Below are 25,178 nucleotides of genomic sequence, written 5' to 3'. Positions count from 1 at the left end.
AACGTAGGGGGGTCCGTCGAACCGTGTCAAGGGCCGGACGGACGCCGTGACCAGCGAATCCGCCGTCGGACGCGACGGGACGTCAGCCGGCGCCGCCGGCCGCCCGCCGCGCGCCGTCGAGGAAGAGGGTCGCGTTCTCCCGGACCACCATGTCCTTCTCCCGGCTGGTCAGGAACGGCTGGTCGGCGATCCAGCGCACCGCGCCGACCTCGGGGATGTCCCCGCCGTACGGGTGGTCGGTGCCGATCACCACCCGGTCCGGGCCGACCCGCTCGACAAGCAGTTGCAGGGCCCGCTCGTCGTGCACCAGGCAGTCGTAGTGGAACCGGCGCAGGTACCGGTCCGGCGCCTCGGCCAGCAGGCCGCTGTCCCGCCCCTGGAGGTAGCGCAGGTTGAGCCGGCCGATGCCGTACGGCAGCCAGCCGCCCCCGTGCGAGCAGCAGATCCGGGCGCCCGGGTGCCGGTCCAGCAGACCCGAGTAGATCAGCGAGGCCAACGCCAGCCCGGATTCGAGGGGCACGCCCACCGAGTTGTCGAACATGTGCCGGCAGGTGCGCTCGCGCCCGGCCCGGGTGTACCAGTTGGCGTGGATGACGATCGCCGCCCCGGCGGCCAGCACCTGGTCGAGGATGGCGACCACCTTCGGGTCGTCCAGGTTGGCGTCCTCGACGTTGGTGCCGATGCTGAACGCGTACAGGCCGAGGTCCTTGACGGCGTGGTCGAGCACCCGCAGGGACGCGTCGTGGTCCTGGAGCGGCAGCAGTCCGAGACCGGTGAAGGTGCCGTCGGAGGCGGCCTGCGCGTCGGCCAGGTCCGCGTTGACGTCCCGGCAGTACGCCTCGGCCTCGGCAGCCGGGAGTTCGTACCCCCAGAGGAAGACCGGGACCATCGCCGCCTCGCGGACGATGCCCTCGGCGGCCCGGCGTTCCCGGCGGGCGGTCAGGTCGGTGGAGTAGAGGTCGACCGGGGCGGGGGCGTCCCGGTCGCCGGCCACGATCCGGGGGGTGGCGGCGGTGAGGTCGGCGTCCCAGGCGTGCCAGCGCCGGCCGGCCCGGACGGCCGACGCGAACTCGCGGGGCCACCAGTGACTGTGCAGATCCACGGCCTGACCAGGTCGATGCATGATGGGCACCCCTCTTGTTCCGGTTGATGAAACGGTGTTTCATAAAGTAGCGCAGCCGACGGGGGCGGGACAGGCCGACCGACTCAGGACGTGACACATGGATCTGACATACGGAAGCGACGTGATGGTGGCGCTGCTCCAGCGCCTCGGCATCCGGTACGTGGCAGCCAATCCCGGCGCCTCGTTCCGGGGCCTGCACGACTCCCTCACCACAAGCGGCAGCCCCGAGGTGATCTCGGCGCTGCACGAGGGCGTCGCCGTGGCCGTCGCCCACGGCTACGCCAAGGCGTCCGGCGAGGTGATGGCCGCCGCCGTGCACAACCTGGTCGGCCTCCAGCAGGCCGTGATGGCGACCTTCAACGCGTACGCCGACCACGCGCCGGTGCTCCTGCTCGGCGGCTCCGGGCCGGCCGACCAGGCCCGCCGCCGCCCGTGGATCGACTGGGTGCACACCGCGAACCAGCAGGGCCAGGCCGTCCGGGACGTGGTCAAGTGGGACACCGAACCCACGTCCGTCGCCGCCCTGCCCGACCTGATGCTCCGCGCCCACCAGCTCGCCGTGGCCCAGCCGCCCGGCCCCACCTACGTGGCCCTCGACGCGCTGATGCAGGAGTCCCCCGCGCCCGCGGTCGACCTCGGCGACTGGGGACCGGCCCCGCTCGCCCCGCCGACCGCCCCGCTGGACCGCCTCGAAGCCGTCGCCGACCTGCTCGTCGCCGCCGAGTCCCCGGTCGTCCTCGCCGACTTCGTCGGCCGCAGCCGGGCCGGCTTCGACGCGCTGCGCCGGCTCGCCGAGAGCCTCGCCGTACCCGTGGTGGACCTCGGCAGCCGGCACAACTTCCCCACCGGGCACTGGGCCGACTGCACCGCCGACCGGGCCGGCCGGCTCGCCGACGCCGACCTCGTCCTGGCGCTGGACTGCCGGGACGTCCGCTGGGCCACGTCCCAGGTGGACAACGACCGGCGCGGCTACCGGATGCTCACCCGGCCCGGCACGAAACTCGCCGTGATCACCCTCAACGACCTGAAACACAACGGCTTCCTCGACCTGGAACCGCCGATCCGGGCCGACGAGTACCTGGTCGCCGACACCGCGGTCGCCCTGCCCGTCCTCGCCGACCTGGTCGCCGAGCGGGTCGCCCGCCGCGCCGACGCCGTCGCCGCCCGCCGCGAGTGGCTGACCGGTCACACCGCCGCGCTGCGCGCCGCCGAAGGGCCACCGCCGGAGTCGCCGCACGGCGGGATCACCGAGGGCGTCCTCGCCGCCGCCACCTACGACGCGGTACGCGACGGCCCCTGGCAGATCGGCTTCACCATGTTCCGGGGCTGGCCCCGGCGCACCTGGGACCTGGTCGACTACAACTGCCACCTGGGCGGCTCCGGCGCCGGCGGCCTCGGCTTCGGCATCGGCGGTTCGATCGGCGCGGCGCTGCACCACCGCGACGACGACACCGTGGTGGTCGACCTGCAACCCGACGGCGACCTGCTCTACACCCCGCAGGCGCTCTGGACCGCCGCCCACCACCGGCTCCCGCTGCTGGCCGTGGTGGTCAACAACCGCAGCTACGGCGCGGACTGGCTGCACCAACGTCGGGTGGTGCAGACACGCGGCGGCGACCTGGACCGGGCCCGGCACGGCATGGACCTGACCGGGCCGGACGTCGACCACGCCGGGATGGCCCGCGCCCAGGGCGTCGAGGCGTTCACCGTGGTCGACCGCGACGCCCTGGCGTCCACCCTCACCGAGGCGGTCAAGGGCGTCCGCGAGGGTCGTCCCGTCCTGGTCGACGTGGTCGTCGACCTGCCGGAGGTGTGATCCGATGCCGGTGCACACCCCGGTCGGCTTCGCCGACGTCCTCGCCGCCGAACCGCCCGTGTACGCCGCCGGCGTCTGGGACGGGCTCAGCGCCACGCTGGCCGCCGCGGCCGGTTTCCGTTGCCTCTTCGTCTCCGGGTTCGCCGTGGCCGCCTCGCTCGGCCTGCCCGACGCCGACCTCTACACCCGCGCCGACATGACCCGCGCGGTCGGCGTCGCCGCCCGGGCCGGCGGCCTGCCGGTCATCGCCGACCTGGACACCGGCTGGGGCAACGCGGTCAACGCGTACCACGCCGCCCGGGACTTCGAGCGGGCCGGCGCGGCGGCGCTGATGCTGGAGGACCAGATCTCCCCCAAGCCGGGGCCGCTGAGCGAGCAGGCCGGGGTGAGTCTGGTGCCCCGGGCCGAGGCGGCGGCGAAGGTCCGCGCCTGCGTCGACGCCCGGGACCGGGCCGCCGTGGTCGCCCGGACCAACGCCGACACCGTCGACGAGGTGCTGCGGCGGGCCGAGGCGTACGCGGCGGCCGGGGCGGACGTGGTCTTCCCGATGCGCCACGACGAGACGTTCCCGTTCGAGGCGTGGCAGGCCACCCGGGACGCCTGTGGCCGACCACTGGCCGCCGCGGTCGCCCCCGGCAGTTGGCTGGAACGGGAACTCACCCCCGCCATCGCCCGGGAACTCGGCATCGCCGTGGTCATCTACGGTCTCCAGGGCCTGCTCGCCACCGCCCGCGCGCTCACCGCGGCGTACACCGACCTGCTCGGCCCGGAGCCCGGCGTGGTCGCCGCCCGGGGCGTACCGCTGCGCGAGTTCACCCGGCTCATCGGCTACGACGAGGTCACCCGACTCCGCGACCGCTACCTGGGCGCCGGCGGTGTCCCGCCTCGGCCGGGCAGCGCCGACGCCGGGCGGGGCGACACGTGACCGGGCCGGGCGACACCGGCCGTACCGTCCTGGCCGCCGCGCACGCGCTGATCGCCCCGCTGACCGAGGCACAGGTCGACGCGATCCGCGCCGCCGCCGCACCCGACCCGGTGGTGGTCGCCCGGGACCCCGCCACCGTGCTGCGGCACGCCCCCGGCGCGGCCGTCCTCTTCGGTGACATCCAGCCGGCGGCCCTCGACGCCGCGCCGAACCTGCGCTGGGTGCAGTCGGTCGGCGCCGGCGTGGACCGGGTCGCCGCCCACCTCGCCGGCCGCGACGTCCGTCTGGTCTCGGCCAAGGGCGGGATCGTCGGCGCGCACCTGGCCGAGCACGCGTTCGCGCTGCTGCTCGCGCTCACCCGGGGTGTGGCGACGGTGCTGCGCGCGCCCGACTGGACCGACGCGTACCGGATCGCGGTGCGGGCCACCCAGTGGGAGTTCACCGACCGGACCATGCTGGTGGTCGGCCTCGGCGGGGCCGGCCGGGCGGTGGCCCGGCGGGCCCGGGGCTTCGAGTTCGCGCGGATCGTCGCGGTCGAGCCGGAATCCGTCGAGGCCGGCCCCGACGTGGACCTGCTGGTCACCCCGGACCGGCTGGACGAGGTGCTGCCCACCGCCGACGTGGTGGTGCTCACCGTGCCGCTCACCCCGGCCACCCGCCACCTGCTGGACGCCACCCGGATCGCCGCGATGAAACCCGGCGCGATCCTGGTCAACGTCAGCCGGGGCGACCTGGTCGACGAGTCGGCGCTGCGCGCCGCGCTCACCGGCGGACGGCTCGGCGGGGCCGGGCTGGACGTGGTGGCCCGGGAGCCGCTCGCCGCCGACGACCCGCTGTGGCGACTGCCCAACGTGGTGGTCACCCCGCACATCGCCGGCGGTTCACCGCGCCGGGCCGAACGGGTGGTCGACCAGTTCTGCGCGAACCTGCGTCGCTGGCACGCCGACGAACCCCTGCTCGGCGAGTTCGACCGCAGCCGGGGCTACTGAGATCCCGGGACCGCCCGCGCGAGGGGTCGCGCGGGCGGTCCGGGGCCGGTACGGCCTGACGCCCGGACGGGTTCAGGCGGACAGCACGGCGGGAGCGGAACGGACGGTGCCGACGGCGTGCGCGAGGGTGGCCAGCGTGGCCCGCTGCACCTGCTCCGCCGGCAGGTCGAAGCCGGCGGCGGTGACCGGCAGCGCGGCGGTCAGGTCGGCGACCACCAGCACGTCGAGGTCGCGGGCGCGGGCGTCCTGGGCCGTGGCCTGGACACAGATGTTGGTGGTGACGCCGGTGAGCACCACCCGGTCCGCGCCGAGCGTGCGCAGCACCACCTCCAGATCGGTGCCGTAGAACGCCGACTGGCGGGGCTTGACCACCCGGATCTCGTCGTCGCGGGCGCCGAGGCCGGGATGCAGGTCGGCGGCCGGGCTCCGGAACAGCTCGTCGACCGCCGCGCCGTACCCGGCGGTGGTGGCGGCGCCCATCGACACGCCGGGGCGCAGCTCGCGGGTCACCCAGACCAGCGGCACGTCCCGGGCGCGGGCCGCGTCGGCGAACCGGGCGATCCGGTCCACCAGCCCGGCGGCGTCCGGGACGGCCAGCGGTCCGGTGACGTACTTGCGTTGGACGTCGATGACGATCAGGGCGTCGCCGGGGCCGAGGGGACGCACGGCTCCTCCCTCCGGATCGTCGGACGGTCCCGGTACCGGCCGAGGTCGGCCTCGGGGTCGAGCACCGCGTCGAGGAGTTGCCGGGTGTACGCCGCCGCCGGCCGCTGGTAGATCGCGTCGACCCGGTCCAGTTCGACGATCTTCCCGGTGGACATGACCGCCACCCGGTCGGAGATGTAGGCCACCGCCGCCAGGTCGTGCCCGATGAACAGGTACGTCAGGCCGAGCCGGGCCTGGAGGTCGCGCAGCAGGTTGAGGATCTGCGCCTGGATGGAGAGGTCCAGCGCGGCGACCGGCTCGTCCAGCACCATCAGCGCGGGTTCCAGCGCGAGCGCGCGGGCGATGGCGACCCGCTGGGCCTGCCCGCCGGAGAGCTGGTGCGGGAAGCGTGCGGCGTAGTCGCCGTCCAGCCCGACCAGGTCGAGCAGTTCGGTGACCCGGTCCCGCCGCTGGGCCTTCGACCCGCGTTTGTGCACCAGCAGCGGCTCGTCGACGATCTGCCCGATGGTCATCCGGGGGTCCATCGAGGAGTACGGGTCCTGGAAGACCACCTGGAGGTCACGGCGGACGTCCCGCATGGCCTTGCCGGAGAGCCGGGCGATGTCGACGCCGCCGATGACCACCCGTCCGGAGGTGGGGGCGAGCAGCCCGGACATGATCATCGCGGTGGTGGACTTGCCGGACCCGGACTCCCCCACCAGGCCGAGCGTGGTGCCCTTGGGGATGGTGAAGGAGACGTCGTCCACCGCCCGCAGCACCCGGGCCTTGCGGCCGGAGCCGAGTGGATACTCCTTGACCAGGTTCTCGACCACCACGAACGGTTGTTCCGCGTCGCCGGGCCGGGCGTCGACGAGTGGTTCGCCGCCCTCGCGCCAGTAGCCGAGGTCGCCGTCGGCGGTCAGCCGGCCGGTCCAGTGGCAGGCCGCGACCTGGCCGCCGCCGCTCGGTTGCAGGACCGGCAGTTCCTCGGCGCAGCGGTCGGTGGCGAACCGGCACCGGGGGTGGAAGGAGCAGCCGGCCGGCAGCCGGGCCGCGTTCGGTGGCGCGCCGGGAATGGCGGTCAGCGTGGACCGCAGCCGCCGCAGCCGGGGCAGCGACCCGAGCAGCGCGGCGGTGTACGGGTGGCCGGGTTCGTGCAGCACCTGCTCCGCCGTGCCGTACTCGACGACCCGGCCGGCGTACATGACGGCGACCCGGTCGGCGACGGCCGCCGCCACGCCGATGTCGTGGGTGATCAGGACGACCCCCATCGACAGGCGGTCCCGCAGCTCGATCATGGTCTCCAGCACCGCGCCCCGGACGCTGGTGTCCAGCGCGGTGGTCGGCTCGTCGGCGAGGAAGAGCGGCGGGTCCAGGGCGATCGCCATGGCGATCATGACGCGCTGGCGCATGCCGCCGGAGAGTTCGTGCGGGTACTGCTTCGCCCGCCGGCCGGGGTCGTCGATCCGGACCACGCCCAGCAGCTCGACCGCCCGCTCCCAGGCGTCCTTCGCCGACGTCCCCCGGTGCACCCGCAGGATCTCGGCGATCTGGTCGCCGACGGTGAAGCTGGGGTCCAGCGAACTCATCGGGTCCTGGAACACCATGCCGTAGTTCTCGGCGCAGAACCGGCGCAGCCGCGCGCCGCGCAGCCCGAGCACGTCCCGGCCCTGGAAGCGGACCCGGCCGGCGGTGTGGCCGTTGGCCGGCAGCAGCCCGGCGACGGCGTGCAACGAGACGCTCTTGCCGGAGCCGGACTCGCCGAGCACCACCAGGGTCTCGCCCTGGCGCACCGACCAGGTGGCGCCCCGGACGGCGTGCACCGGCCCTCGGAGGGTGTCGAAGGTGACGTCCAGCCCGTCGACCTCGAGCAGCGGTACGGCGTCAGCGCCGGCCATGCGGATCCCACCTCTCACTCAGCCAGTCACCGACGACGTTGACGCTCAACACGACCAGGGTGATGGCCACGCCGGGGACCAGCGGGATCCACCACGCGGTGTCGAGGTAGCCCCGGCTGGCGCTCAGCATCCCGCCCCAGGTGGCGGTGGGCGGCGGCACGCCGAGCCCGAGGAAGCTGAGCGAACTCTCGATGACGATGGACCGGGCCACCACGAACGTCCAGACGACGATGAGCGGACCGGCGATGTTGGGCAGCACGTGCCGGGCGAGGATGCCGGCACCCCGACGGCCGATGGCGACGGCGGCCCGGAAGTAGTCGGTGGAGACCACGTTCAGCGTCTTGGCGTGGGCGAGCCGGGTGAACGGCACCCATTCCCAGAGCACCAGCACGATGATCAGCACCGACAGTTTGGCGCCGAAGACGGCGACCACGGCGAGGGCGACGATGAGGAACGGGAACGCGGTGAGGATGTCGACCGTCCGCATGATCACCGACTCCACGATGCCCCGGTAGTACCCGGCGACGACGCCGAGGACGGTGCCGAGCAGGCCGGCGAAGGTGGCCGCGACGAACCCGACGGTGAAGCTGACCCGGCCGCCGTGGATGGCGCGGCTGAGCAGGTCCCGGCCGAGTTCGTCGGTGCCGAGCAGGTGCGCGCCCTCGCCGCCGAACAGCGACGGCGCGGCGAGCCGGTTGAGCAGGGACTGCTCGTTGGGGTCGTACGGCGAGACGGCCGGGGCGAAGATCGCGGCCAGGACGCCGACGATCAGGAAGCCGAGCGCGATCCGGGCGCCGAAGTGTCTCGGCAGGAGGCGCCGGCGGGGCCGGCGCGGCGCGGGGACGACCTCGGCCACGGGTTCGGCCCCGCCCGGCTCGGGAACGGTCAGCACTGTGCTCATCGGGTCACCAACTGCGCCTTGAGTCGGGGGTCGACCACCTGGTAGAGCAGGTCGACGATGAAGTTGATCAGCACGACGAGCACGCCGATGACGAACACGCCCGCCTGGAGCACCGGGTAGTCGCGGGCGGTGACCGACTCGACCATCAACCGGCCCAGGCCGGGCCAGGAGAACACCGACTCGACCACCACCGAACCGGCGATGAACTGGCCGAGTTCCAGCCCGACGAGCGAGAGCATGGGCACGCTGACGTTGCGCAGGATGTGCCGGTAGCGGATCCGCCGGGTGCTGTAGCCGAGCGAGTTCGCCGTCCGCACGTACCCCTTGCTGAGTTCCTCCAGGGTGTACGCCTGCACCAGCCGCATCTGCCGGGCGCAGATGAAGGCGGCGAGGGTGACGGCCGGCAGGATCAGGCTCATCACCCCCTCCCCGCCGAAGCTGGGCAGCCAGCCCAGGCTGACCGCGAAGATCATGATGAGCACCAGACCGAGCACGAAGTTCGGCACGCTCTGCCCGAGGATGGCGAGGCCGTTGACGGCCCGGCCGAGGAGCCCGTCCCGGTGCACGGCACCGAGCACCCCGGCCGGTACGCCGAGTCCGACCGCGATGAGCATCGCGAGGAGGGTCAGCAGCGCCGACGCCGGAAACCGGTCCAGCACCAACGCCATCGCGTCGCTGCGGTACTGGTACGAGTCGCCGAAGTCGAGCACCAGCAGGTCACCGAGGAACCTCACGTACTGGACGAGCACCGGTTCGTTCAGCCCGAGGTTGCTGCGGATGGCCGCCAGGGTCTCCGGGTCCGCGTCCGCACCGGCGATGGCCGAGGCCGGGTCGCCGGAGATCCGGACCAGGAAGAACACCAGGCTGGACAGTCCGAGGATGACCAGGACCAGCTGCAGGAGCCGCTGTCGCAGAAGCTTCGCCACGGTCGGACCCCGTCTAGCCCGTCACCTTGGTGATCAGCTCCCAGGCCGGGTTGCCCGCCTGGTCCACCTTGAAGCCCCGGATCTTGTCGGAGCTGGCCCAGACGTCCGGCATGGTCATCACCGCCACCGACGGGACGTCCTCCTTGTAGATCTTCGACAACTCGCAGAACGCCTGCTGCCGCTCCGGGGTGCCCTCCTCGGCCGAGCGCAGCTTGCCGAACCACTCGTCGTACTTCGGGTTGGAGTAGCCGATGTTGTGCTGGGGGTAGCCGGTGACCAGGCGCTCGAGCTGCACGGAGGCGTCCACGAACGGTGAGCTGCTCATGCCCCAGGCGAAGAAGTCGGCCCGTTCGGTGCGGTTGTAGTACACGTCGAGGTAGTTGGAGAACTCCATCGGGGCGATCTCCACCGACTCGACCGCGTCCAGCTTGTTGACCATCTCGCCGATCGCCTGGGCGAGCAGCGTGTCGTTCAGGATGAACCCCTGCGAGGTCTGGAACTTCAGCTTGAGCCCGGAGACGCCGGCCTCGGCCATCAGCTTGTTGGCCGCGGCCAGGTCGTACGGGTACCGGGTGACGTCCTTGCAGTAGCCGGACATGAAGCTCGGCGCCAACTGGCCCTGGCCGACCTGTCCCTTGCCGCCCATCACGCCCTGGACCAGCGCGTCCAGGTCGAGGGACTGGGCGATGGCCCGCCGGACGCGCACGTCGGTCAGCGGTCCGGAGTCGGTGAACAGGTCCACCACGTACGTGCGGGGCTCGACCGCGTCGTAGACCGTGAAGGCGCCGGACTCCAGCGACTTGATCCCGTCGATCGGGACCTTGGTGATGATGTCGACGTCACCGGCGCGCAGGGCGGCCACCCGGGCCGCGTCCTCCGGGATCGCCTTGAAGGTGATCGAGGCCGGCAGCGCCTTGCCCTGTCCGGAGTTGGGGTTCGGCACCAGCACGAGTTCCTTGCCGGGGACGAACTTCTCGACCATGAACGCGCCGGTGCCGATGGGCTTGGCGTTGAAGGCCTTCGCGCCCACCCGCGCGTGCTCCTTGGGCGGGACGATCGGCATCGCGCCGAGCAGCCGGGGCAGGATCGCCTCCGGCGCGCTCATGGTGAACCGGACGGTGTTGGCGTCGACCGCTTCGACCTGCTTGATGATGCCGAGCTTGCCGCGGATGCTCGCCTCGTTCTTCGGGTCGAGCATGAACTTCGTGGAGTAGACGACGGCGTCGGCGTCGACCGGCTCGCCGTTGGCGAACTTCAGGTCCTTGCGGAGGACGAACTGCCAGGTCAGGTCGTTGACGCGGGTCCACGACTCGGCGACGCCGGGGACCACCTTGGCGCCCTCGCCGAGGGTGTCGACCCGGGTCAGCAGGGACCAGACCGGGTAGGCGTAGAAGGAACGCGGCGGGGACGTGGCGGAGAATGCGTCCAGGTCGGGGTTGATCACCCCGACCCCGACCACGATGTCCGCCCCGGCTGCTCCCGGGGAGGAGTCGGCCTCCGCCGCACTGTCCCCGTTGGACGAACTACAGGCTGTGGCCAGGAGGGCCACCACCCCGACCAGAGCAGAAACCTTCAGGGCTCTGAACCGGCCGAGAACTCCCGTCTTCGGACTCATCCCGGCACCCCTCTCCCATGCGATTCGCACATTCGATCCGCTTAGCGGAACAGCGTTTCTACACACTAGGTCCGGCTTCTCCGCAGTGTCAACGGCCTGACGTGCCGTTATGGACCCATGCTCAGGTTTACGGTACGTTCAGCGAAACATCGTTCCGCTGAATGGACCGCTTGTGGCGCCTTCCCTACCGCTCGGTACCGGCGGGATCCTGACCGTCACCGCACTGTCCGCGGTCGGCGCCACCGGCTACGGAACGCTCGCCCCGGCGATGGCGGAACTCGCCGCCGCGTACCAGGTCTCGGAGGCCGCCGTCGGGCTCCTCCAAGGCGTGATCGCGGTGCCCGGCATCGTGCTGACCGTGGCGCTGGGCGGCCTCTCCGACCGGCTCGGCCGCGGTCGGGTGGCGCTCGGCTGCCTGCTGTTGTTCTCCGTCGCCGGCACCGCCTGCGCGCTTGTCGACTCGTTCGGCACGGCCGTCGCGCTCCGGGCGGTCCAGGGAATCGGCTTCGCCGGCCTGCTCACCATCCCCCCGACCGTGATCGGCGAGACGCTGACCGGCGCGGCCCGGCAGCGCGGCCTGGCGGTCAACACCTTCGTGCTGACCACCGCCTCCACCGTCGGACCGATGGCCGGCGGCGCGGTGGCGAGCCTCGGCGACCCACGCGCCGCGTTCTGGCTCTACGCGCTGGGTGCGCTGCTGGCACCCGGGACCGTCCGGGTGCTCGGGCTCGGCCCCGGCCGGCGGCCGACCCGGGACCACCGCTCCGCCCGGCTCCTGGCCGACCTGCGACGCGCCGGCGAGCTGCGTACCGTGGTGGGCGCGCTGACCCTGACCACCGTCGTCATCGGCCTGATGACCGCGGCCACCGCGGCGATGCTGCCGCTGGCCCTGGACCGGGTCTTCGAGGTGCCCCTGGCGGCCCGGGGTCTGCTCGTCGGGCTCGGCAACGTGGGCAGTCTCGCCGCCTCGGCGGCCCTGGCCCTGCTCGCCGGGCGGACCGCCGACCGGCACGTCGCCCGGATCGGGCTCGGATTGTGCGCGGTTTCCCTGCTGCTCACCGCCGCCGCCCCGGCGGTGTGGGTGGTGGCGGTCGCCGTGGTGCTCCTCGGCGTCGGGGTGGGCTGCGCGTACAACGCCTCCGTGCACGCCGTCTCCCGGCAGCCGGTCGACGGCCGGGGCATGCTCATCGGCGCGTGGTCGGCGTCGTCGCGGCTCGGCCAGTCCACCGGCCCGGCCCTGGGCGCGGTGCTGGTCGGCGCGGTCGGCCCGATGGCCGCGTTCTCCGTCGGTGGCGCCGCCGCCGCGGTCGCGCTCGTCGCGCTCACCGCGGCCGGCCGGCGTCGGTGACACACGCCCCGACGGCGGGGCGGATCAGTCGGTGAGACCGTAGAGGCGCAGGGCGTTGTCGCGCAGCACCGCCGTGGCCGACTCCGGCCGCAGGCCCAGCTCGGCGAACTCCGTCATGGCGCGCTCCGGGTCGATCACCGGGTAGTCGGTGCCGAAGAGCACCTTCTCCCGGCCGAACGTGTTCATGTAGTGCACCAGCGCGGCCGGCCAGTGCTTCGGGGCGTACGCGTCCACCCCGATGTACACGTTGGGGTGCTTGTACGCGACCGCGATCATCTCCTCGGTCCACGGCCACCCGGTGTGGATGCCGACCAGCTTCAGCTCGGGGAACTCGCAGGCGACCGTGTCGAGGGTGATCGGCCGGCCGACGCTGCGCAGCGGCCGGGCGTCGTCGTAGCGCAGGCAGTGGCCCACCTGGAGCTGGATCGGCACGTCCAGCTCGGCGCACTTGGCGTAGATCGGGTAGTAGCGCCGGTGGTCCGGGGGCAGCCCGAACCAGTGCGGGTACGAGTGCGCGCCGACGAAGCCGTACTCGGTGACCGCCCGTTCCAGGTGCCGCAGCTCGGCCATGCCGGCGGTCGGGTCCAACCCGACCAGGCCGCTGAACCGGTCCGGGTGCGCGGCGACCAACTCGGCGACGGTCTCGACCTGGAGCGCGAAACTGTTGACGTCACCGGCCGGGCCGAGCTTCGCGGCGATCAGGAAGGACCGGGCGATCCCGGCCCGGTCCATCTTGGCCAGGTACTCCTCGATCGTCGTCCCGGGCAGCCGGTCCCCGGCGCCGATCTTGCGGCCGAGGAAGTCCTTCGACCACGCCGGCCGCGCGGCCACGATCTCGGGTGTGTACGGATTGACGACCACGTCGATGGCACCGGTGTACACGGTCAGTCACGACCTTTCTGAGAGCTACGTGTCGACGACGTCAGCCGACGTGGCGGCGGTCGACGAGACGACGGGGTTTGGCGTCGGCCAGCGGGTCGTAGATGTCGTCCACGCCGACCACCCGCACCTCGGGCGTGAGGTGGGTCAGGTCGCGGATCCGCGACCGTACGGCCGAGACCAGCGCGTCGGCGTCGCGGCCGGCGACCGGGGCGAACTCGACCACCACGCCGTCGCCGGAGAGCGCGTCGCCGGGGCGCAGGTGGTCGAGGACCACCCGGTACTCGGCGACGCCGGCCAGGTCGACCAGGGCGTCGCCGAGCACGGTCAGGTTGACCAGCGTGCCGTTGACCTTGACCAGGTCCTTGGTGCGGACCGGCTGGGAGACGATCCGCTCGGCGGTCCGCCCGCAGGCACACCGTTCCCGGGTCAGCCGGACGATGTCGCCGACGGCGTACCGGAGGAAGGCGGTGCCCCGGGCCCGCAGGTGGGTGATGAGCAGCAGGCCGGGTTCCCCGTCGGGCACCGGCTCGCCGCTGGCCGCGTCGACGGTCTCCAGGTGGATCAGGCCCGGGGTGGGATTGTGCCAACCCGTTCCCTCCGCGCACTCGATCATCGACCAGCCCTCGGTCGAGCCGTAGCGGTTGGCGACCCGGGCCGTCTCCGCGCCCACCGCGCGCAGCCGGGCGCGCAGATCCTCGACGCCGGCGGCGCTCGTCGCCTCGCCGGTGACGAAGCACCAGCGGACCGTGGGCAGCCGCAGCCCGCGTTCGGCGGCCCGGATCAGCACCCGGCGGACGAACCCGGCGACCCCCCACAGCACCGTCGCGCCGTGTGCCGCCACCAGGTCGATCGCCTCGTCGAGCCGGCGGTGCACCGGCCAGTCCGGCGAGGGGCGGCCGGTGTGCCCCTGGAAGATGGTCGCCCCGATCGCCGCCGCCGTCCGGTCGGCGCGGATCCGGGCGCCCATCGGGAACGGGGTGAGCGGGAAGAGGTTCGCGATCACCTCGTCGGCGCCGAGACCGAGCAGCCGGGCGCAGCGCCGGGCGTGCAGCAGGTAGGCCCAGTCGTCGCTGGTGGTGACGTAGAGCGGGGCGGGCGCGCCGCTGGTGGTGCCGGTGGTGTAGATGACGTACGCGAGGGTGCGTTCGGCGACCGGCAGGTCGGCCGGGGCGGTCAACCGGAAGGACTCGGGGTCACCGAGGAAGTCCTGCTTGCCGGTGACCGGAAGCCGGGCCAGGTCCACGACCCCGCGTACCCGGTCCGGGTCGACGCCGGTGCGCGCGAAGAGTCGCCGGTAGTGCGGGTGGTGCCGGGCCAGCAGCTGGACCTGCGCCGCGATCAGCGGGTCACGTAGCCGCTCCACCTCGCCGGGGTCCGCGTAGAGCACCGAGTCGCCCGATGGGTCGAGCGCGGATGGCACCGACACCGCTGTTCCCTCCCGCGGGGCGGTCCGGCCCCACCGCTGGCGGGCATCACTCCGTGGAGCGTTGCCCGATGATCTCCGACTCCCGATGGCCCATCAGGGCCGAGAGTCGCCGTACGGCGTCCAGCAGCGCGTCGGCCGCCTCGTCGATCTTCGGTTCGAAGCGGCGCAGTGGGCCGCACACGCTGATCGCCGCGGTCGGCTTGCCCCGGTGGTCGAAGACCGGGGCGGCCACCGAGGCGGCGTCGGCCTGACGCTCCCCCAGCGACCGGGCGTACCCGCGCTTGCGGATGCGGTCCAGGTCGGCGCGGAGTTGCGCGGGCGTGGTGATGGTGGTGTCGGTCAGCCGCTCGAACGGGCCGGTGGCGAGGTAGGCGTCCTGCTCCTCGGGGTCGAGGAAGGCCAGCAGCGCCTTCGACGACGAACCGGCGTGCAGCGGGTACGGATGGCCGAGCCGCACCGACATGCGGATGTCGGTGGGCGGGGTCTCCTGGTCGATGTAGATCCGGGTCCAGCCGCTGCGGATGGAGAGCGTGGAGGTTTCCTGGGTGGCCGTGACCAGCTCGTGCAGGATCGGCTGCGCCATTCGGCGCACGTCGATGCCTTCGAAGTAGGTCAGGCCGAGCTTGAGGGCCGCGTGGCCGAGCGCGTACCGGCGGGTCTGCGGCTCGATCTGGATGTAGTCCTTCTCCAGCAGGGTCGACAGGATCCGGTGCACGACGGCCTTCGACAGCCCGAGCGCCTTGGAGATCTCGGTGACCCCGAGGGTGGACTCCCTCCGTTCGGTGAAGAGGGTGAGCACCTCCATCGCGCGGCCCACGGTGAGAATCGTCTTGCTGGTCTCGGTCACTGAGAGTCCTTCCGCTGCGGCGTCGGACCACTTCGGTCCGTGACGCGGCGAACGAGATTGTACGCCGGGGGCGACGTAGTTCCTCACAGCGGAATACCGTTCTCGAACATCAGCGGGCTGAGCAGGTCATCCACCGAGGCCGCGTCGGGCAGCGCCCGGGCGGCCCGGGCGATCGCGGTCACCCGCTCCGGCGGCAACACCCGGCCGGCGTTGTCGCGGAACTTGCCGGCGACCTCGTCGTCGGTGAGCGGGCGGTGCGAGCCGCCCCGGTTGGCGAGCACGGCCTCCTCAAGGAGCCGGCCGTCGGTGGTGCGCACCCGCAGCACGGCCGGGAACTGGTGCGGGAAGATCTCGTCGCAGCGCGGGTCGGCGACCACGGTGACCCGGCTCATCAGCCGCCGCCGGACCGGGTCACGGGCCAGGTCGTCGGTGAAGTCGTCCAGCCCCAGACCCAGACCGCCACCGCCGCCGAGCAGCGCGGCCGCGACGGTGTACGGGCCGGAGAACTGCGCCTGGTAACCGGTCTCCGGGGCCTGCTTGACGTCGAGGGGCTCGCCGATGGTGCGGACGGTGGCGGTCGGCACGGCCAGTTCGACGCTGGCCACGTCGGCCGGGCGCAGGCCGGCGTCCCGCAGCGCCAGCGCGGCGTCGATGCCGGCGTGCGTGAAGTGGTTCGCCGGGTACGGCTTGAAGAAGATCCCCGGCACCTCCCAGCGTTGGCCGAGCCCGTCGGTGACCGCCCCGGCGTCGAACTCGCCGCCGAGGAACGCCTGGAAGAAGCCGAAGCGCCCCTCCAGCAGGGTCGCCGGGCCGGTGATCCCGCGTTGGGCGAGCTGCGCGGCGTACACGCCGGCGTGCGCGGCCCAGCCGCAGTGCATCCGCTTGACGGTGCCGCCGGTGCGGTTGCTCTCGATGATCCCGGACGCCATGCTGGCCGCGATGCCCATGGCGTGCAGCACGCCGCCGGCGGAGAGACCGAGCAGTTTCGCGGCGGCGGCGGCCGAGCCGACCGCCCCGCACATCGAGGTGGCGTGCTGTCCCCGGTCGAAGTACCGGTTCGCCCCGGTGGCCGCGTCGTAACCGGCCATCCCCACCCGTACGCAGATCTCCAGGCCGACCGCGATGGCGGCGACCACCTCCGCGCCGGTGGCCCGGGTCGGCTCGGCGACGGCCAGCGCCGCCGGGACCACGCTGGCGCTGGGGTGCAGCACCGACGGCAGGTGGGTGTCGTCGTAGTCGAGCGAGTGGGCGAGCACACCGTGGGCGAACGCCGCCTCGCTGGCCGGCACCCGCTGGCGCAGCCCGACCACCCGGGCGTCCGGCCGGCCGCCCCGCTCGGCGACCAGGTCGAGCACGGCCACGCTGGTGGGCAGCGTGGTGGCGGCGACCGCGATGCCCAGCACGTCCAGCACCCGTTGGGCGACGCTGCGCACCACCGGCGCGGGCAGGGGAACGCCGGCCGGGCCGTGGGCCGCGGCGAACGCGGCGAGCTGCCCGCCCAGGGTGGCCGCCGGCGACGTGGCGGTCATCCGGACACGACCAGGGCGAGCGGGCGGACCGGGCTGCCGGTCGCGCCGACGATGTTCAGGTGTGCCAGGACGACTGTGAACTCCCGCACCCCGGACTCGGCCAGTTCCTCCAGGGCCATCGCCTCGATGAGGTTGATGCCGTGTTCGGCGAGCAGCACCCGGTGCGCGGGCAGCAGGGCGTGCCCGGACCCGGCGGCGAGGCGTTCGAAGGCGATGGTGTCCGCACCGGCCAGCCGCACGTCGCGGGCGGCGATCCACCGGGCCCCGGCCTCGCCGACGCCGGGCACCCCGGTCGCGTGTCCGATGTATGCCTCCCGGTCGTCGTAGCGGCGGCCCCAGCCGCTGCGCACCAGGACCACGTCGCCCGGTCCGACCGGGGTGCCCTGCCGGGCGACGGTGGCGTCCAGGTCGGCGGGCGTGATCTCGTACGCCGGGTCGAGGGCGGGGACCCCGAGCGCGGCCGGCACGTCGAGCAGCACCCCGCGGCCCACCAGCGGGGGCAGTTCGTCGATCGCCCCGGTGGTGAAGCCGCCGCCGGTCTGCGCCCGCATCGCGTCGGCGCCGTCGTGCAGCCGGCCGTCGACGGAGACGTGCGCGAGGGCGTCGATGTGCGTGCCGACGTGGGTGCCCAGCGAGATCAGGTCGTTGGCGGCGGACATCCCGTCGGCCCGGTAGCTGTCGCCGTGCCGGCGGGGCAGGGTGTGCCAGAACGGCGGGTGGTTCGGCGACTGGGGCATGCCGATGCGCAACGGCCGGCCCAGGTCGAAGACCCGGACGCCCGCCTCGACGGCGGCGAGCAGGACGTCGCCGCGCCGCTCGCTCGGGATGGTCTCCACGGTCATCGCAGCACTCCCCGGTCTCGCAGCTCGGCGAGTCGTTCCGCGCCGATGCCCAGTTCGTCGCCGAGCACCTCGTCGGTGTCGGCCCCCACGCCCCGCCCGGTGAAGCGGATCTCACCGGGGGTGGCGCTCATCCGGAACAGCACGTTCTGCATCCGGATCTGACCCAGCTCCGGATCGGGCACCTGGGTGATCATGTCCAGCGCCCTGACCTGCGGGTCGGCCAGGAGTTCGTCAGGCGCATACACCGGCGCGACGGCGGCCCCGGCGGCGGTGAACGACTCGATCACCTCGGCGCGGGTCCGCGCGCCGATCCAGTCGGCCACGTACCCGTCGAGCAGGTCGGCGTGCCGCGCCCGGCCGGCGCCGGTGGCGAACCACTCCTCGCTGATCACCTCGGCGTGCCCGACCAGTGTCAGCACCCGCTCGGCGATGGAGTTCGCCGAGGTGGAGATGGCCACCCAGTGCCCGTCGGCGGTCCGGTACGTGTTGCGCGGGGCGTTGTTCAGCGACCGGTTGCCGGTCCGTTGCTGGACCACGCCGAGCTGGTCGACGTAGATGACGCTCGGGCCGACCGCCGTCATGATCGGTTCCAGGATGTCGAGGTCGATCTCCTGGCCGGTGCCGTCGCCGGTGGCCCGCGCGTAGAGCGCGGTCAGCACCGCCGCCGCGCCGGTGATCCCGGCGATGGAGTCGGCCAGCCCGAAGGCGGGCAGCATCGGCGGTCCGTCCGGCGACCCGGTCAGGTGGGCGAAGCCGCTCATCGACTCGGCGAGGGTGCCGAAGCCGGGGCGGGCGGCGTACGGGCCGGTCTGCCCGAAGCCGGTGACCCGCAGCAGCACCAGCGCGGGGTTGAGCGCCCGCAGGTCCGCCCAGCCCAGGCCCCAGCGTTCCAGCGTGCCGGGGCGGAAGTTCTCGACCACCACGTCGGCGGTGCGGACCAGCTCCCGGAAGATCTCCTGACCCTCCGGGTCGCCCAGGTAGAGCCCGACGGTCCGCTTGTTGCGGCCGATCATCTTCCACCAGAGGCCGACGCCGTCCTTGCTGAGGCCGTGGCCCCGCATGCCGTCCCCGTGTCGCGGGTGTTCGATCTTGATCACGTCGGCGCCGAAGTCGCCGAGGATCTGACAGGTCAACGGACCCGCCAGGATCGTCGACACGTCGAGCACCCGGACACCGTCCAGCGCCCGCCGGCTCCGCGACTCCTGACCACCCACCCGGCCCACTCCCGTCGTTCGGTCGTTCCGTTAGCGGGAACGTCGTTCCTCAAACCGTACCGAGTGCCGGACCCGCTGGTCAAGGAGAGGAAACGGCGATCCGCCAGCCCTGGGCTTCGCTCTCACGCGCTGTTACGGTACCGCTCTCCGGAATGGTGTTCCACCAACCGGTCCGACGTTGAGCAATCGACGGGTGGTCCGTCGGGGCGGGAGGACGATGACATCGCAGATCGTGCCGGTACGGGTGGGCCGCGCCCCCGGCATCCGGCGGGCCGACCTGCTCTGGGGGCAGCACCCCGGGGAGACGGTGGAGAGCCCGCACATCATCTGGGTGGTCCGGGACGACCGGGGCGACGTGACGGTCCTGGACACCGGCTCGCCGGACGCGGAGTGGGTGACCCGGCACCATCGGCCGTTCGAGCGCACCGCCGAGGAGGAACCGGCCGTGGCGCTCGCCGCCGCCGGCGTGGACCCGGCCGCGGTCCGGACGGTCGTGCTCAGCCACCTGCACTACGACCACTGCGGCAACAACCACCTGTTCCCGAACGCGGAGTTCGTGGTGCAGCGCAGCGAGGTCGCGTACGCCATCGCGCCCTACCCGGTGCACCAGGCCGCCTACGAGGCGCCGGCGCTCGGCTTCACCCCCCGCTGGCTGGCCACCATGGACCGGACGCGGCTGATCGAGGGCGACATCACGCTCCGTCCCGGTCTGCGGTTGCTGCACATCCCGGGGCACACCCCCGGCATGACCGCCCTGGTGGTGGACACCGCCGCCGGCCGGTACGCCCTCGCCGGGGACCACTGCGCCCAGTTCGAGAACTGGCGGGGCGCCGGGCCCTACCGGGTGGTCCCGTCCCGGACCCACGTGAACCTGGCGGACTACTACCGGTCCTTCGACCGGTTGGCCGAACACGCCGACGTGGTGCTCCCCGGCCACGACATGCGGGTGTTCGACCAGGCCAGCTACCCGGCGGTGGACCGTGGCTAGGCTCCGGCTCGGGGTCCGGCTGCCCGAGGGCGGGTCGGACGTGCGCCGTACCGTCGCCCAGGCGGTCGCCGCCGAGGCGATGGGGTACGACTCGGTCTGGCTCGGCGAGCACCACGGCTACCCCACCTACTGGCCCTCGCCGCAACTGGTGCTGGCAGCGGTCGCGGCCCGGACCGAGCGGGTCCGGCTGGGCACGAACATCCTGATCCTGCCGCTGGCCGACCCGGTTCGGCTGGCCGGGGAGTTCGCGTTGCTGAGCAACCTCAGCGAGGGCCGGGCGGTGCTCGGCGCGGGCATCGGCTGGGACGAGCCGGAGTTCGCCGCGTTGGGCGCCAACGCCCGCCGGCGGGGCGCCGTCACCGACCGTCACCTGGCCCTGATGGACCGGCTCTGGCACCAGGAGTCGGTCTCCTACCGGGACGACGACCGCACCCTGGCCGACTTCACGCTCTCCCCCCGTCCCGCCTGGCCGGTCCCGGTCTGGGTCGGCGGCCGGTCGGTCGCGGCGATGCGCCGGGCGGCCCGCCACGGCGAGGCGTGGTTCCCGGACGCGGCGCTCACCGTGGACGAGGTCGTCCAAGGCTTCGCGACCGTGGACCAGCACCGGGCCGCCTCGGGTCGGCCACCGGCCGCGTTCCGGCCCCTGGTCCGACACGTGGTGCTGGGCGAGACGGACGCGCGGGCCCGGCGGGACGCCGAGGAGTACCTGCGCGTCTCGCACGAACTGCACCTGCTGCGCGGCAATCCCATGGTGACCCGGGCCAGCGTCGGGGACTTCGCGAGCCGGCTGGCCGACCGGTACGTGGTCGGTGACCTCGACACCTGCGTCGACTGGGTGCGACGACTGGAGACCGAGGTCGGGGTGACCGATCTGGTGGTCAAGTTCGCCGGTCGGATCAGCGGCGACGACGCGCTGGCACAGATGGCCGACTTTGCCACCGCCGTCCGGGCGATGTCTTGACAGCGATCCCGACCACTCCTAGCTTCATCGTCCATAGAAACAATGTTCCGCCAAACGGAACATGACAGTCGGGGGCCCATCCGGAACGGTCGTGGAGGTAGTCGGATGATCAGAAAGCGGTTGTTCCTGGCCGGAGTGCTCGCCGTGGCGCTCTCCGCCACCGGGTGCGGCGACGACGGCGCGGGCGGCGGCGCCGACGCGAACGGAGTCAGCAAGGTCCGCTACGTCTACTGCGCCGAGACGCTCGCCGCCAGCGGCGCGCCGTTCTGGATCGGCGAGAAGCTCGGCTACTTCGCCGAGGAGAAGATCTCCCTCGAGATGCTGCCCGTCGCCGGCGGCACCGGCGCCTGCCTGCAACTGCTCGCCGCCGGTCAGGCCGACATCTCCGCGCCCAGCCCGGACGTGCTGGTGCAGGCCGCCGCGGACGGACGCAACCTGGACCTGCGGTACTTCTACGAGGTCGCGCCGAAGTTCCTCTTCGACGCGACGGTCCTGCCGGACAGCCCGGTCCGGTCCTTCGCCGACCTGAAGGACGCCACCATCGGCCTGGCCTCCCTGGGCGGCAGTTTCGAACTCTTCGCCAAGGCCGGCCTGCGCGCCGCCGGCGTCGACCCGGCCTCGGTCGACTTCGTCGCCGTCGGCACCGAGGCGGCGGCGGCCGAGTCGCTCAAGAAGGGCGACATCGACGCGCTGGTCATCAACGACGTGCGGTACGCCGCGCTGGAGGCCGCCGGATACCAGTTCCGCTACCTCGACAAGCCCGGTGTGACCGCGGACCTCTTCGGCGCCGGGCTGCTGGCCCGCAACGCCTGGCTGACCGAGAACCCCGAGGCTGCGGCGGGATACGCCCGCGCATACACCAAATCCGTGCTGTTCGCCAAGGCGAACCCGGAGGCGGCCATCCGCATCCACTGGGAGCAGTACCCGCAGTTCGCCCCCACCGGCGACCGGGCCAAGGCCATGCAGGCCGCGCTGCCGGTGCTCAAGCGCCGGATCGACGTGATCGAGGACGACGGTTCGGCGGAGAAGCCGTACGGCCAGTTCACCGCGGAGTCGTGGCAGGCGTACGTCCAGTTCCTCGGCGTCCAGGACAAGGTCAAGGACGTCTCGGCGTTCTACACCAACGACGTGGCCGCCAAGATCGGCGCGATCGACGCGGCGGCGGTCCGGGCGAAGGCGACCTCGTGGCCGACCTCGTGACCCGGGCGCCGGTGGTGTCGGCCCGGGGCCTGTCCAAGGTGTACGGCACCCGGACCGGCACCCCGGTCGTCGCCCTGGCGGACGTGTCGTTCGACGTGGCCGAGGGGGAGTTCGTCTCCATCCTCGGCCCGTCCGGGTGCGGCAAGTCGACCCTGCTGCGCATCGTCGCCGGCCTGACCGGCGAGACCGGGGGCACGGTGGACATCAACGCCGCCGGAGCCGGACCGGGAACCGACGTGGGCCTGATGTTCCAGCAGGCGGTGCTGCTGCCGTGGCGGACCGTCGAGCAGAACGTCGCCCTGCCCGGGATCGTGGCCGGCCGCCGGTTCCGGGACGTACGCCCCCGGGCCCGGGCCCTGATCGAGATGGTCGGGCTGGACGGGTTCGCCGAGAAGTACCCCGGCGAACTCTCCGGCGGCATGCAGCAACGTGCCGCGCTGGCCCGCTCGCTGTTGCAGGATCCCCGGCTGCTGCTGCTCGACGAGCCGTTCGGGGCACTGGACGCGATGACCCGGGACCAGATGAACCTCGAGGTGGAGCGCGTCCGGCAGCAGACCGGCAAGACCATCCTGCTGGTCACGCACAGCATCGCCGAGGCGGTGTTCCTCTCCGACCGGATCATCGTGATGACCGGACGCCCCGGCACGATCCGCGAGATCGTCGACGTCACCCTGCCCCGGCCGCGCGAACTCGAGGTCACCGGCTCGGCGGACTTCGGCGCGTACACCAACCAGATCCGTCAGCTTCTCGACCGACCGGAGTGACGCATGGCAGTGTCGGAGAAAGTCCTGTCCGCCCGCAAACTCCCCGGCGGCGCGGAGCCGGCCGAGCGACGCCTCACCGCGCGACTCTGGTTTCCGGTCTCCCTGGTGCTGATCATCGTCGGCTGGGAGGTCGCGGTCCGGGTCACCCAGGTCAACTCGGTGCTCGTCCCCACCCCGGTCAGCGTCGTGCAGTCGCTCTGGCGAGGGCTCGCGCAGACCGGCCCGGCCAGTTTCTACCCGCACTTCTGGCGCACGCTCCAGGAGGTGCTGCTCGGGTTCGGCGGCGGCGTGGTCATCGGCCTCCTGCTGGGCGGCCTGGTCGCCATCTCCCCCACCGCGCAGGCGATCATCCGCCCGTACATCGTCATGATCGAGGCGGTACCGAAGATCGCGATCGCCCCGCTGATGGTGGTCTGGCTGGGCTTCGGCATCGAGTCGAAGGTCGCGCTGGCGGTCCTCGTCACGTTCTTTCCGATCTTCGTGAACACCGTGTCGGGGATGCGTTCGGTGCCGGCCGAGCGGCTCGAACTCATGCGCTCGCTCCGCGCGGGCCGGGCGCTCACCATCCGCCTGGTGATCGTGCCCAGCGCCCTGCCGTTCATCTTCGCCGGCCTGGAGATCGCCGCGGTCTACGCGGTCATCGCCGCGATCGTCAGCGAGTTCGTCAGCGGCCAGATGGGGCTGGGCGTGCTGATCCTCCAGGCCAACTTCCGGCTCGACATCGCCACCGTCTTCGCGATCCTCATCCTGCTCGGGCTGATGGGCATCGGCATGACGAAGCTGATCGAGCTGGCCCGCAAACGCATCGTCTTCTGGGACGGGAACTGAGGAGCAGCCACATGGAGATCGAGAAGAAGATCGCGGAACTGGGCCTGGATCTGCCGGTGCTGCCGGAGAAGCCGGGCACCCGCCGGGTCCGCGCGGTCCGCACCGGCAACCTCGTGTACCTCGCCGGCCACGGTCCGTTCCACGAGGGGGGCTACCCCTTCAAGGGCCCGGTCGGCGTGGCCATCGGCGTCGCCGAGGCGCGGGCGGCGACCCGCTACAACGCGCTCGCGCTGCTCTCCTCGCTGCGCCGGGAGATCGGTGACCTGGACGACGTGGTCCGGATCGTCAAGATCAACGCGTACGTCTACGGCGAACCCGGCTTCAACAAACCGTCGGTGGTCGCCGAGGGCTGCTCGGACCTGCTCATGGACCTGTACGGCGAGCGCGGACGGCACGCCCGGTCGGCGGTCACCGTCGCCGCGCTGACGCTGGACATCTGCTGCGAGACGGAGATGATCGTCGAGGTGCGCCCGCCGCAGGCATGACCACGGTCGAGGGGAAGGAGCCCGGTCCGTGGCGGACGTCGTGGTCAGTGCGGCAGCTCGGCGGCGCAGCAGGCCTCACCGTCGGCAGCGAGCAGGCCCGCGAAGTCCGCACACTTGATCTTGAAGCGGCCGTGCTGGCCCCAGCCGCTCCCCCACGAGTTCTGGAACAGGTACGCCTGCTCGGAGTCCAGCCGGTCCAGCATCACGTAGCAGTGCCCGCCGGCCACCCTGCCGGTCGGCTTCACGTAGCCCTCGGCGTCCGGGTGGAACATGTCGTCCGTCCAGTTGGTGCCGACCACCACCGAGCCCTGGGTGTCGATCCACTGGTCGATCTCGGCCAGCGAGCCGGCGAACGCGAACGCCGCGAGCCGGCCCCGGTCGCGCAGCGCCAGCGCCCCGGACCGGACGGTCGAGCCGTTCTCCGCCCGCGGCTCGCCGTCGATCACCTTGCACTCGTAGTACAGCGCGTGCGCGTCGGCGTTCTGGAACTCCCCCGGCACCGGCGTCGCGTCCACCCAGCCCGTCCAGCCGAAGCCCACGCAGTGCCCGGTGTCGCCCTGGTCGAGCTGGATCGGCAACTGCCAGGCCGGGGCCCCGTCACCGGCCGGCGTCGGGCCCGGCGCGGGTGGGGTCCCGCCGGCCTGCTTCTTGAGCCAGCGCCAGAAGACCAGGTACGCCCGCCAGTCGGTGAAGTAGGTGGTCTCGCTCAGCACCTGCTCGATGGTCCGCTGCCGGATCCCCTCCGGCGGCTCGGCGATCTCCATGAGCCGCGGCAGCGACCAGTCCCGCGGGTCCGGCCGGTACACCCTGCCGAGCAGATGGGGGCCGATCACCTGGCTCGCGCTGCGGTCCGGTGGGTCCTGCGCCAACCGCCGGTTCAGCTCCATGACGGCCTCCCTCTCCGACCAACACCAGCAGGCGTGTCCCACTCCCACGATGCGCCCCGGCCGGCGGCCGGCACAGTCCGGTTACCGACTGCCGGCCCCAAAATCCACTGGCCCGGTGGGCTCGGGATCGGCATTCCAC

The 25,178-nt window shown here is 72.6% G+C and carries 23 protein-coding genes; 10 read left to right on the top strand and 13 right to left on the bottom strand.

Annotation, left to right across the window (positions count from 1 at the left end; all coding sequences use genetic code 11):
* Window positions 1-82: 82 nt before the first annotated feature.
* Window positions 83-1,123, bottom strand: coding sequence for an amidohydrolase family protein (locus OG767_RS13940; RefSeq protein WP_405093774.1), 1,041 nt, complete (start codon window positions 1,121-1,123; stop codon window positions 83-85).
* A 97-nt stretch (window positions 1,124-1,220) separates the two neighbouring features.
* Between OG767_RS13940 and OG767_RS13935 the strand changes: the two genes are divergently transcribed.
* The 3 genes from OG767_RS13935 to OG767_RS13925 are packed head-to-tail and all read left to right on the top strand — an operon-like array spanning window position 1,221 to window position 4,853.
* The gene (locus tag OG767_RS13935; RefSeq protein ID WP_405093773.1) at window positions 1,221-2,939 is read left to right on the top strand and encodes a thiamine pyrophosphate-binding protein; all 1,719 of its coding nucleotides are present in this window, start codon (window positions 1,221-1,223) and stop codon (window positions 2,937-2,939) included.
* A 4-nt stretch (window positions 2,940-2,943) separates the two neighbouring features.
* Window positions 2,944-3,864 (top strand): isocitrate lyase/PEP mutase family protein, encoded by a 921-nt coding sequence (locus tag OG767_RS13930; RefSeq protein ID WP_405093772.1) that lies wholly within the window; start codon window positions 2,944-2,946, stop codon window positions 3,862-3,864.
* Window positions 3,861-4,853 (top strand): D-2-hydroxyacid dehydrogenase, encoded by a 993-nt coding sequence (locus OG767_RS13925; RefSeq protein WP_405093771.1) that lies wholly within the window; start codon window positions 3,861-3,863, stop codon window positions 4,851-4,853. Before OG767_RS13930 ends, OG767_RS13925 begins: the two co-directional genes overlap by 4 nt.
* Before the next feature lie 72 nt (window positions 4,854-4,925).
* Here the strand turns inward: OG767_RS13925 and OG767_RS13920 are convergent, their stop codons facing one another.
* From OG767_RS13920 to OG767_RS13900, 5 genes are read right to left on the bottom strand one after another with little or no spacing between them, the layout of a single operon-like run.
* Entirely contained in the window at window positions 4,926-5,519 is a 594-nt protein-coding gene (locus OG767_RS13920) for a cysteine hydrolase family protein (RefSeq protein ID WP_405093770.1), read from the bottom strand.
* Entirely contained in the window at window positions 5,489-7,396 is a 1,908-nt protein-coding gene (locus tag OG767_RS13915) for a dipeptide ABC transporter ATP-binding protein (protein WP_405093769.1), read from the bottom strand. Before OG767_RS13915 ends, OG767_RS13920 begins: the two co-directional genes overlap by 31 nt.
* Window positions 7,383-8,297, bottom strand: a complete 915-nt coding sequence (locus tag OG767_RS13910) for an ABC transporter permease (RefSeq protein ID WP_405093768.1) — start codon at window positions 8,295-8,297, stop codon at window positions 7,383-7,385. Before OG767_RS13910 ends, OG767_RS13915 begins: the two co-directional genes overlap by 14 nt.
* Window positions 8,294-9,223 carry an ABC transporter permease gene (locus OG767_RS13905; protein WP_107155344.1) on the bottom strand — a complete coding sequence of 310 codons (930 nt, stop codon included), beginning with the start codon at window positions 9,221-9,223 and terminating at the stop codon, window positions 8,294-8,296. Before OG767_RS13905 ends, OG767_RS13910 begins: the two co-directional genes overlap by 4 nt.
* Before the next feature lie 13 nt (window positions 9,224-9,236).
* Entirely contained in the window at window positions 9,237-10,838 is a 1,602-nt protein-coding gene (locus OG767_RS13900; protein WP_405093767.1) for an ABC transporter substrate-binding protein, read from the bottom strand.
* Between the two features lie 172 nt (window positions 10,839-11,010).
* Here OG767_RS13900 and OG767_RS13895 point away from each other — a divergent pair, with 172 nt between their 5' ends.
* Entirely contained in the window at window positions 11,011-12,186 is a 1,176-nt protein-coding gene (locus tag OG767_RS13895; protein ID WP_405093766.1) for an MFS transporter, read from the top strand.
* Between the two features lie 24 nt (window positions 12,187-12,210).
* Here the strand turns inward: OG767_RS13895 and OG767_RS13890 are convergent, their stop codons facing one another.
* From OG767_RS13890 to OG767_RS13865, 6 genes are all read right to left on the bottom strand, one after another.
* Window positions 12,211-13,068: an amidohydrolase family protein gene (locus OG767_RS13890; protein ID WP_405093765.1), complete on the bottom strand. Its 858-nt coding sequence runs from the start codon at window positions 13,066-13,068 to the stop codon at window positions 12,211-12,213.
* A gap of 40 nt (window positions 13,069-13,108) precedes the next feature.
* Complete coding sequence (locus OG767_RS13885; protein WP_405093764.1) at window positions 13,109-14,494, bottom strand: phenylacetate--CoA ligase family protein; 1,386 nt, start codon at window positions 14,492-14,494, stop codon at window positions 13,109-13,111.
* Window positions 14,495-14,540: 46 nt separating this feature from the next.
* Window positions 14,541-15,341, bottom strand: coding sequence for an IclR family transcriptional regulator (locus OG767_RS13880; RefSeq protein ID WP_405093763.1), 801 nt, complete (start codon window positions 15,339-15,341; stop codon window positions 14,541-14,543).
* A gap of 83 nt (window positions 15,342-15,424) precedes the next feature.
* A complete protein-coding gene (locus OG767_RS13875) occupies window positions 15,425-16,870 on the bottom strand; it encodes an MmgE/PrpD family protein (protein ID WP_405093762.1) in 1,446 nt (481 codons plus the stop codon).
* A complete protein-coding gene (locus OG767_RS13870) occupies window positions 16,867-17,712 on the bottom strand; it encodes a cyclase family protein (RefSeq protein WP_405093761.1) in 846 nt (281 codons plus the stop codon). Before OG767_RS13870 ends, OG767_RS13875 begins: the two co-directional genes overlap by 4 nt.
* Entirely contained in the window at window positions 17,709-18,926 is a 1,218-nt protein-coding gene (locus tag OG767_RS13865) for a CaiB/BaiF CoA transferase family protein (protein ID WP_405093760.1), read from the bottom strand. The genes OG767_RS13870 and OG767_RS13865 overlap by 4 nt, the downstream gene beginning before the upstream one ends.
* A 217-nt stretch (window positions 18,927-19,143) precedes the next feature.
* Between OG767_RS13865 and OG767_RS13860 the strand changes: the two genes are divergently transcribed.
* From OG767_RS13860 to OG767_RS13835, 6 genes are all read left to right on the top strand, one after another.
* Window positions 19,144-19,914, top strand: coding sequence for an N-acyl homoserine lactonase family protein (locus OG767_RS13860; protein ID WP_405093759.1), 771 nt, complete (start codon window positions 19,144-19,146; stop codon window positions 19,912-19,914).
* Window positions 19,907-20,875 (top strand): LLM class flavin-dependent oxidoreductase, encoded by a 969-nt coding sequence (locus OG767_RS13855; RefSeq protein WP_405093758.1) that lies wholly within the window; start codon window positions 19,907-19,909, stop codon window positions 20,873-20,875. Before OG767_RS13860 ends, OG767_RS13855 begins: the two co-directional genes overlap by 8 nt.
* Window positions 20,876-20,980: 105 nt before the next feature.
* Window positions 20,981-22,075: an ABC transporter substrate-binding protein gene (locus OG767_RS13850; protein ID WP_405093757.1), complete on the top strand. Its 1,095-nt coding sequence runs from the start codon at window positions 20,981-20,983 to the stop codon at window positions 22,073-22,075.
* On the top strand, window positions 22,060-22,839 hold the full coding sequence (locus OG767_RS13845) for an ABC transporter ATP-binding protein (RefSeq protein ID WP_405093756.1): 780 nt from the start codon (window positions 22,060-22,062) through the stop codon (window positions 22,837-22,839). Before OG767_RS13850 ends, OG767_RS13845 begins: the two co-directional genes overlap by 16 nt.
* 3 nt (window positions 22,840-22,842) lie before the next feature.
* Window positions 22,843-23,667 (top strand): ABC transporter permease, encoded by an 825-nt coding sequence (locus tag OG767_RS13840; protein ID WP_281940219.1) that lies wholly within the window; start codon window positions 22,843-22,845, stop codon window positions 23,665-23,667.
* Window positions 23,668-23,678: 11 nt separating this feature from the next.
* Window positions 23,679-24,152 (top strand): RidA family protein, encoded by a 474-nt coding sequence (locus tag OG767_RS13835; protein ID WP_405093755.1) that lies wholly within the window; start codon window positions 23,679-23,681, stop codon window positions 24,150-24,152.
* A gap of 44 nt (window positions 24,153-24,196) precedes the next feature.
* Here OG767_RS13835 and OG767_RS13830 read toward each other — a convergent pair whose 3' ends face one another.
* Window positions 24,197-25,039: a hypothetical protein gene (locus OG767_RS13830; protein WP_405093754.1), complete on the bottom strand. Its 843-nt coding sequence runs from the start codon at window positions 25,037-25,039 to the stop codon at window positions 24,197-24,199.
* Window positions 25,040-25,178 lie beyond the last annotated feature (139 nt).

Source organism: Micromonospora sp. NBC_01392 (genome assembly GCF_045040125.1).
Taxonomy (GTDB): domain Bacteria; phylum Actinomycetota; class Actinomycetes; order Mycobacteriales; family Micromonosporaceae; genus Micromonospora.
This window is presented reverse-complemented; position numbering and strand designations above follow the sequence as displayed.